General features: G+C 58.8%; 9 protein-coding genes. 6 read left to right on the top strand and 3 right to left on the bottom strand.

The annotated features are described in order from the left end of the window. Positions 1-196 precede the first annotated feature (196 nt). Positions 197-577 (bottom strand): hypothetical protein, encoded by a 381-nt coding sequence (locus HMPREF3227_RS13830; RefSeq protein ID WP_156452999.1) that lies wholly within the window; start codon positions 575-577, stop codon positions 197-199. A gap of 328 nt (positions 578-905) precedes the next feature. Here HMPREF3227_RS13830 and HMPREF3227_RS12700 point away from each other — a divergent pair, with 328 nt between their 5' ends. The 5 genes from HMPREF3227_RS12700 (at position 906) to HMPREF3227_RS12680 (ending at position 5,192) form a co-directional block, all read left to right on the top strand. After that, a complete protein-coding gene (locus tag HMPREF3227_RS12700) occupies positions 906-2,039 on the top strand; it encodes a sensor histidine kinase (protein WP_231732364.1) in 1,134 nt (377 codons plus the stop codon). Continuing rightward, positions 2,036-2,713, top strand: coding sequence for a response regulator (locus HMPREF3227_RS12695; RefSeq protein WP_066492983.1), 678 nt, complete (start codon positions 2,036-2,038; stop codon positions 2,711-2,713). Before HMPREF3227_RS12700 ends, HMPREF3227_RS12695 begins: the two co-directional genes overlap by 4 nt. Positions 2,714-2,786: 73 nt before the next feature. Continuing rightward, complete coding sequence (locus HMPREF3227_RS12690; protein WP_066492985.1) at positions 2,787-3,701, top strand: ABC transporter ATP-binding protein; 915 nt, start codon at positions 2,787-2,789, stop codon at positions 3,699-3,701. Continuing rightward, complete coding sequence (locus HMPREF3227_RS12685; RefSeq protein WP_066513467.1) at positions 3,698-4,444, top strand: ABC transporter permease; 747 nt, start codon at positions 3,698-3,700, stop codon at positions 4,442-4,444. Before HMPREF3227_RS12690 ends, HMPREF3227_RS12685 begins: the two co-directional genes overlap by 4 nt. 4 nt (positions 4,445-4,448) lie before the next feature. Further along, positions 4,449-5,192, top strand: coding sequence for an ABC transporter permease (locus tag HMPREF3227_RS12680; protein WP_066492991.1), 744 nt, complete (start codon positions 4,449-4,451; stop codon positions 5,190-5,192). Between the two features lie 140 nt (positions 5,193-5,332). Here HMPREF3227_RS12680 and HMPREF3227_RS12675 read toward each other — a convergent pair whose 3' ends face one another. Together HMPREF3227_RS12675 and ppgK are read right to left on the bottom strand one after the other, a co-directional pair. After that, complete coding sequence (locus HMPREF3227_RS12675) at positions 5,333-6,766, bottom strand: RNA polymerase sigma factor (RefSeq protein ID WP_066492992.1); 1,434 nt, start codon at positions 6,764-6,766, stop codon at positions 5,333-5,335. Positions 6,767-6,908: 142 nt separating this feature from the next. Then, positions 6,909-7,679: a polyphosphate--glucose phosphotransferase gene (gene ppgK, locus HMPREF3227_RS12670; RefSeq protein WP_156452998.1), complete on the bottom strand. Its 771-nt coding sequence runs from the start codon at positions 7,677-7,679 to the stop codon at positions 6,909-6,911. 222 nt (positions 7,680-7,901) lie between these two features. Between ppgK and HMPREF3227_RS12665 the strand changes: the two genes are divergently transcribed. Next, positions 7,902-8,777, top strand: a complete 876-nt coding sequence (locus HMPREF3227_RS12665) for an inositol monophosphatase family protein (protein WP_066493276.1) — start codon at positions 7,902-7,904, stop codon at positions 8,775-8,777. Positions 8,778-8,855: the final 78 nt, after the last annotated feature.

The raw sequence follows: 8,855 nt of genomic DNA, 5'->3' as shown, positions 1-8,855 counted from the left end.
CAAATGCCTAGGAACAAAACCCGGGGCACTTCACCGTCTGCTTCGAACGACTGCCATTGCCTGATGTCTAGCCCCAAGCGAGTGCATGCTTCCTCAGTGCTGAGACCGCGAAAGGTGCGCGCGGTATCGAGTCGCGTGAAGGAGAGCATGGTTTGGACTTTCTCGTGAAGTGTCAGGCGGCAGGGAAAACGCCAGGTTACATGGCCTGAATGTTGAAGACAATGGAATCATCGTCGTCGGTCGGAATAACCTTCATCGTAACATCGGACGGCTCCAGGTCTGGCAGGAGGATGCGCAATTCCCACGCGGTGACACGGCCTTCTTCCAAGGCAGAGGGGTAGGACAGTTCGTGAGAAACATGGCCATCATGGTGAACGTGGTACAGGTAAAACCACGTCCCGCGGAGCTTACTGATCTCAACCGACTTACTAGGGGTTGGCCGCAGATCAATTTCTGAAAACAGAACTAGTTGATTGGCAGTTGCTTTGGCCGTTTCAGGGCCACGCCGGTGCTTAACGTCAGGTTGGGCATCCTTATTGCCAGTGGCCGCAGTCCCGGCGACACACGTAATTTCCACGCCTCTTTGTGCGTGAGTAACGATAGGCCGGTTCTTGGGTCGCTGTGGAGGGCCCGACCCCTGGAAAGTAGACACCGTGGGGTGAACAAAATGTAGGTTAAGCTTATCAGACCTTAAGCGGCTTGGCCGAACTCATCGGGAGTTTGGTACCCGCACCAAGTGTGCCGTCGGCACGTGTTGTAGCGCACGCATCATCGGAAGACGTCTCTGCGGCAGATCAGTTGATTGGCGAAGGAGGTCTATTTAGGCCCGGCCTTGGATAAAAAGGGCCGACGAAATCGTACTCAGGCATGACTACTTAACTCGTCGAACCGGATAGCGTAGAGGCGTGGAAGTCTTTTCTGATAGGCGAATGATTCGTGACCTTGCGGTGTCGCTTTTGTGCGGAGCGGTGTCTCTCATCGGTAGGGATCTGATGTCCCGGCCGCTCTTTGACTACCTGATTATTGCCTTGGTCGTGCTAGTGCCAATTATTAGCAGGCGGTGGCCGCGTCTGGTGGTCTTCGTTGCATCAGTGGTGCTCTTCGCCAGCCTGTTCCAGGTGGAACTCACCGTGGGCATCATAATCCTTGCGGGGCAGGTCGCCTACATTATTCGCCGCAGGCTGGAAGAGCCGCTACGTCGAATAGTGACTATAGGGATGCTTGCTGCGGACTTTGTCGGCATATTTTGGGTGAGCCAAACGGTACAGGAAGCAACACAGGATATTGCGCGGCGCCTTTTCGTCGTGGGCTGGAGCCTACTGGTCCTTGCGGTATGCATGCTTGTGGGTGAACTGCGTAGGAGAGCAGAGGAAGAACGCACACGGGAGATTTCGCGTGCTTTAGAGAAACAACGCCTGGAATTCGAGAAACGCTCGACGGAACAACGGGCGTTCATCGCACGTGAGATCCATGACGTCGTCACACATTCGTTATCGGTCATAGTTGCTCAGGCCGATGGGGCGCTCTACACCAAAGACACGGAAGCGCAAGAAGAAGCTTTGAAGTCTATTTCCCGCGTGGGAAGGACCTCTTTGAGAGAGATGCGGGGAGTCGTGGGCTTACTGCGCACAGGGGAAAAGCGCGGCACTCAGCCTATGGCGGGATTCGGTGATCTTTCAGAACTCATTAACAGCGTTAGAAGCGCTGGCATTGCTGTGGGATATCGCTGCACAGGAACGCCACCTGAAGAGCTTTCCGCCGCGACGTCACTAAGCCTGTACCGAATTGTCCAAGAGGCTTTGACCAATGCAAACAAACATGGTGGCGGGCAAGCAGACGTACTAGTCGAATGGCTTGAAGGTATCGTCCGCCTTGAGGTGCGCAATGGATATATGGGTGATGTACGAAACGAGGGACATGGCATTGCTGGCATGAAGGAACGAGCGGAATTGGTTGGAGGCACCTTCAACCAGCGCAGTGACGCTGGCACATGGATAGTAGAAGCAAAGTTACCCACCGTAGGAGGAAATGAGCAATGAAAGTCGGATTGGTAGATGACCAGGTTCTCTTCCTGCACGGGATTGCTCAGATCATTAGTTCGCAGCCAGACATGGATGTTATCTGGCAAGCAAACGATGGCGAAGATGCGCTGACCCAATGCGCGGCCACGCCTGCCGATGTGGTGCTCATGGATGTACAGATGCCTGTCCGCGATGGAATTAGCGCCACTGCTGAGATCGCATCCACTCTTCCGGAGACGAAGGTCATCATTCTGACAACCTTCGATGACGAAGACTATGTAGTGTCCGGGCTGCGAGCAGGAGCGAGTGGCTTCGTGCTCAAGGACGCAGAGCCAGAGGAGCTACTAAGAGCGTTGAGCACTGTCTATCGCGGAGACGCGGTAATTTCACCCCGCGCCACTAAGCGCCTTGTCCACAGTATGAGGGATGATTCGACGGACACGCTGAGTATTAGCGGCGCAGACCGTCGGGTACTTGAATCGCTGACTGCCCGTGAACAAGAAATCCTTGAAGCAATCGGGATGGGATGGTCAAACACAGAGATATGTGAGCGGATGTTCATCTCTATGCCGACCGTCAAGACGCATGTTGGACGAGTGCTCGCCAAGACGAGTTCCAGGGACCGTGTACACGCAGCCCTTTTCGCCTATCGCACCGGAGTTGTCTCCCGTGCAGACCTGCTTAGCTCCTAATACCCCGGTATGACTCGCAAAATCGTGCCTCGCGGCGATGTGCGGCGTAGGCGTGCCGGGAAACAATTGAGTTATGAGCACAGAATATGTTGTCGAAACTCAGGGTTTGACCAAGGAATATAAGGGATTCAAGGCCGTCGACGGCCTTGATATGGCAATCGGCCACGGTGTCGTCCACGGATTATTGGGGCCGAATGGTTCGGGCAAGTCCACGACCATGAAAATGCTTTTGGGTCTGGCAAAGCCGACTGAGGGAAGCATCAGTTTGTTCGGCGAGCCTTTCGGGCCTAAGACGCGCAGCCGGGCCTTGGCCCGCACTGGCTCTCTCATCGAGCAGCCGTCGGCCTATTTGCATCTCACCGGGCGAGAGAATCTGCGCATCGCTGCGCGACTTCTACGCGCTGGAGCAGACGACGTGGATCGCGCAGTGCACCTCGTGCGGCTGGAAAAGCAGCTGGACAAGAAAGTTGCGAACTATTCCTTGGGCATGAAGCAGCGCCTCGGCATCGCAATGGCTATGATTCGTAACCCGCAGCTTCTGATCCTTGATGAACCAACGAACGGCCTTGACCCTGCCGGTATCGAAGAGATTCGCAATCTCATCGTCAGCCTCGCTGCCGATGAGGGGCGAACGGTATTGGTTTCGAGCCACCTTCTCTCGGAAATCGAAAAGATGGCTAGTGAGCTGACCATTATCAATCGCGGGCAGTTGCTCTTCCAAGGTACAAAGCAGGAGCTTTTCCATTCCCAGCCGCCTGAAGTCTTTATCGAAACCCCGAACCCCAAGGAAGCGGCGCAAGCACTCGCGGGTATCTCAGTGCGTTTTGTAGAAGGTGGTATTCGGGTCCCGAACTTAAGCGAGCGCGACGTCGCGGGGGCTTGCGCGCAGCTCGTCAACCATGGCGTGCCCATCTACCAGGTGCTAAGAACGCACCGCAGTCTCGAAGAGATCTTCATTTCGATTACGGGACGAGGTGGCTTGCAATGATCCTGCAGACTGAATATGCCAAGATGCGGCATACCCGGATGCTGCCGCTTGCCCTTGCTATCACGCTCGCCATCGTTGCCTTTTCCAGTATGAATCTGATGAGTGAGAACACCGCCGAACAATTTCAGCAAGATCCACATAGTCAATGGGGCGGATATCTCCTTGGCTACATCATGGTGACGGCCTTCCTCACTCCGGTGCAGGTGGCATTGTTAGCCAGTCGCGCAGCCGATGTAGAGCATCTCCACGGCGGCTGGCGGCTTAATTCCATCGCCGGATATCGCCGCGGTGGTCTGCTCCGAGCGAAATTCGCAGCTTTAACCCTTGTTCTAGCCGCAGTAAAGGTAGTTGAATTGCTCGCGGTCTTGACCACTCCCTTCCTCTTCGGTGCTCCGTCGATTGATTCACCCGGCACATGGGTTCTTACAGCAGCTGGTCTATATGGAACCTCGTGCGCACTGATGGCGATTTTCTTGTGGCAGGCAGCACGCGTGGAATCCCAGCTCGTGGTGCTCAGCACTGGGGTAGTAGGCGGCTTCCTTGGTGTGGCAGGAATGCTTTCCCCAACCGCGGTCACGCTCATTAATCCCTTCGGTTACTACGCAGTCTTGGCCCCGTTTACCTTCCGCCCCGAAGGCCTAGTGAGCGTCGAACCACTGTGGATTCCATGGGCACTGTTCATCGCCGTTGTCACCGTCATCTTCACCGTGCTTTGCCGCACGCTTGACTCCCAGGAGGAATAAGTTCATGTTTGTTATCGACCTGCTGAAATTTCGACGCTCCTACGTATGGGCTGTCATCTTCCTCGTGCCGTCTATAGCAGTCGGCATTGGGGCCGCGAATTATCACGCCAACTTGGCGGTGCTTAATGCCGGATGGGCAAGCTATCTTTCCCAAGCAACGCTGTTCTACGGCCTAATCTTTATGACCGTGGGAGTGGCCATCATCGCTGCAGCGGCCTGGCGCCTGGAACACCGCAACCACAATTGGAACACTATTTTGACCTCACCGCGCTCGGCGGGAGAAGTAGTCGCGGCCAAGTTTTTCTCCATCATGGTCCTCATCGCGCTAATGCAGGCGGTGTTCATTGCGCTGGCATTAGGCATTGGACGCGGCTTAGGAATACAGGGAGAGATTTCGCCTCTCAACGTGAGTGCGCTGTTCCTAGCAATCATCCCGGCGTTCGCAGTCGGGGCCTGGCAATCCTTCTTCTCGATGATCATTCGCAGCTTTGCCACGCCCGTGGCGATTTCACTTGTGGGCGCGATTGCCTCAGTCGGAATTCTCTACAGCGGTATTCGGCTCATCCCGATGCTGCTGCCACCGGCTATGGTTACGTCGACGATTTCGCTCGGCAGTACCGCCTTCGGCGCAGATGACACCCCTGATGTGCGCGGTATTGTGTTCCGGATGGCTGCTTCTATCTGCTTCGTCATCGGAGCTTGGATTGCATCTGTTGCCTGGCTGCGAACCCATGACGTTGAGGCTTAGGGCTCATCCTTGGGACTCTTCTTTGTGCCACAGATGCAAAATGCCCTCGCGTCCCTCCGCAATTTAGTGCTAACGGGGGAGGCGAGGGCGGCGTCGGCAAGCATGCGCGTCTTGTCGCTTGCCTCGACTAGCTTGGCCTTTTAGTCGAGGTAGTCGCGTAGGACCTGGGAGCGCGACGGGTGGCGCAGCTTGGACATGGTCTTGGACTCGATCTGGCGGATGCGCTCGCGCGTGACGCCGTAGACCTGGCCGATTTCGTCTAAAGTGCGTGGCATGCCGTCAGTGAGACCGAAGCGCAGGCGCACGACGCCGGCCTCGCGCTCGGACAGGGTGGTGAGCACGTCCTGGAGCTGATCCTGCAGGAGGGTGAAGCTGACGGCGTCGACGGCGACGACGGCCTCGGAGTCCTCGATGAAGTCGCCGAGCTGGCTGTCGCCTTCATCACCAATGTTCTGGTCCAGGGAGATGGGCTCACGAGCGTACTGCTGGATCTCCAGCACCTTTTCCTCGGTGATGTCCATTTCCTTGGCCAGCTCGACCGGGGTGGGTTCGCGGCCCAGATCCTGGAGGAGCTCGCGCTGGATGCGGCCCAGCTTGTTGATGACCTCAACCATGTGGACCGGGATACGAATCGTGCGGGCCTGGTCCGCCATGGCGCGCGTGATGGCCTGGCGGATCCACCACGTGGCGTAGGTGGAGAACTTGTAGCCCTTGGTGTAGTCGAACTTCTCAACCGCGCGGATGAGGCCGAGGTTGCCTTCCTGGATGAGGTCGAGGAAGGCCATGCCGCGGCCCGTGTAGCGTTTCGCAAGCGAAACGACGAGTCGCAGGTTGGCCTCGAGGAGGTGGTTCTTTGCCTTGCGGCCGTCGCGGGCGATGGCGCGCAGATCGCGCTTCTCAGACGGCTTGAGCTGGGCCTCCTTGGGGACATCGGCAGCCGTGGCCTGGTCCAGCTTGTGCTGGGCGTAGAGGCCGGCTTCGATGCGCTCGGCCAGGGAGACCTCCTGCTCGGCGTTCAGCAGGGCGACCTTGCCGATCTGCTTGAGGTAGGCGCGTACGGAGTCCGCCGAGGCGGTGAGTGCGGCGTCCTTGCGGGCCTGACGCAGCTGTGCGGATTCTTCCTCGTCCCAGACGGACGTGGTTTCTTCGTCCTCGTCCTCATCCTCGTCGTCTACGACGTCATCGTCCTCGCCGAGGTCCTCGTCCTCAAGGTCCTCGTGATTCGGGTCGAAGTCGACGTCGTCATCCTCGTCGTCGAGGTGCTCCTGATCCTCGAGCTCCTCCTCGTCGGTTGCCGTGCTGGTTTCCTCCGGGGACGTAGCCTTGGAACGCGTCGACTTCTTGACGGTCTTCTTTGCCGACTTCTTCGCAGTTTTCTTCGCCGTCTTCTTTACTGCCTTCTTAGCGGTCTTTTTAGCCGTCTTCTTCGCAGTCTTTTTGGCGGTTTTCTTGGCCGTCTTTTTAGCAGTCTTCTTGGCGGTCTTCTTCGTCGTCTTCTTGGCCGTGCGCGTGCCGGAAGCGTCGACCTCTGCGTTGTCGCCGAGTGCCTTGTCTGAAGAGTCAGTGGCTGCCACGTAAGCCCTTTCGCCTTGTGCCTTCAATGGACCGGTGGGGCGCCGTGTGGCGCTCCTCAAATAGCCATTGCTATGAACAGCGGCCCAGTATAACGTAAAAGGATCTTTTGCCGCGCAACTGGGCCATTACTATCCGTTGATTTTAGGGCTTCACCCCGCGCTGTGCGGCCAGCGCCGCGCCAACGATTCCCGCGCGATTGCGCAGGTTCGCAGGCATGACGGGGGTCTCGAGCGTGAGGTAGCCGCTCCATTTGTCGAACTTGCGGGAAATGCCGCCGCCGATGAGGAAGACGTCCGGGTTAAAGAGCTTCTCGTACTCTTCGAGCACCGTGTTGACGCGCTTCGCCCAGTCTTTGTAGCTGAGCTCCTTCTTGTCTTTGACCGCGGAGGACGCCTGCTTCTCGGCTTCCTTCTTGCCCACGATCATGTGGCCCAACTCCGTGTTGGGGAACAGCTTTCCTTCCAGTAGGAATGCGCTGCCGATGCCCGTTCCTAGCGTGAGGAAGATAGCCGCACCCTCGCGCGCTTCCGCGGCGCCAAATTCGACCTCGGCCAGGCCCGCGGCGTCTGCGTCATTGAGAACGGTAACCTCGCGGCCGGGCAGATGGCGGCCGAAGAGTTCTTGGGTGTCGGTGCCGATCCACTGCTGGTCGACGTTGGCGGCAGAGCGCGCAACCTGGTGCTTCATGACGGACGGGAGGGTAATGCCCACGGGGCCGTCCCAACGAAAGTGCTCAATGATGGCGGTGATGGTCTCGGCGACGGCCTCCGGGGTGGCTGGCTGCGGGGTAGCGATTTTATGGCGCTCGCCCACGAACTCGCCGGTGTCGAGGTCCACGATGGCTCCCTTGATGCCGGAGCCACCCACGTCGATGCCAAAGCCTGCGTTGGCGGGCAGGGATTTCTCAGTCATAAGTGCCAGCATACGGTGTTGCTGCGCGTGATGTGGGGCGTTTGTGCGCAACCGTGTTGTTAGTTCGAAGTCGTGGGGATGCGGGCGCGTGGTGGGGTGGGCATGATGGAGACCATGACTAGTCCTAAGAATCCAACCGGTCCTGGCTCCTCCTTCGCGGCGCTGGTGGGGTCCTCGTACAACGACCCGGAACTGTGCGGCGAGGTGCCGTCTCTGGAGACGATGTCCGCGGCGGCGCCTGAGGTTCCGGAGGACGTCGACGCCGTCGAGCTGCGCGACCTCGCGGTCCGCGTGGCGGGCCAGGCGGCGGCGCTCATCCGTACGCGCCGCGCGGAGCTGGCCGGACCGCAGGGGGCGGGGCTGCATGCCCATCACACGAAGTCTTCGGCGGTGGATCCGGTGACGGAGGTCGACGAGGCATCGGAAAGCTTTATTACGGGCGAGCTCCTGGCGGCGCGACCCTTTGACGGCCTGCTGGGTGAGGAGGGCGCCGCACGTGAGTCTTCGAGCGGGGTGACGTGGGTGGTCGACCCGATCGATGGCACAGTGAACTTCCTGTATGGCGTGCCGGATTATGCCGTCTCCATCGGCGCGGTCGTCGACGGCGAGCCGGTGGCAGGCTGCGTGGTCAACGTCGCACAGGACGTGACGTACGCGGCGGCGCTGGGGCATGGCGCGACGGTTGTGCGCGGCGGTTCGTCGCCGCAGCCTGTGCATCCGCGTACGGAGACCGACCCGGCCTTAAGCCTGGTGGCGACGGGCTTTGGCTACGAGGCATCGCGGCGACGCGCGCAAGCGGAAGTCCTCGTGCGACTGCTGCCGCAGGTGCGTGATATTCGCCGCATTGGCGCAGCGGCGCTCGATATCTGCCGCGTGGCGGACGGGTCCGTGGACGTCTACTACGAGCACGGCATCAAGGCGTGGGACTGCGCTGCGGGCACGATTATCGCTCGTGAAGCCGGGTGCGCGGTCGTGCATCCGGGCATGGAGGCCGACGGCAAGGATGGTGCCATCTTTTTTGCCGCCCAGCCGAGCGTCGCGCCGGCGGCGTGGGCGACCTTAAGTGAGGCTAAGGGAACCGATAAAATCCCAGCGTAGAGCGGTGGGGGTAAATGGGGATTAACCCCGTGGCAAGCGGAGAATGACAAGCGGCCAATCGTCGTTTAGTATGCACCC

The sequence above is a fragment of the Corynebacterium sp. CMW7794 genome (assembly GCF_001563605.1).
Lineage (GTDB): Bacteria > Actinomycetota > Actinomycetes > Mycobacteriales > Mycobacteriaceae > Corynebacterium > Corynebacterium phoceense.
This window is presented reverse-complemented; position numbering and strand designations above follow the sequence as displayed.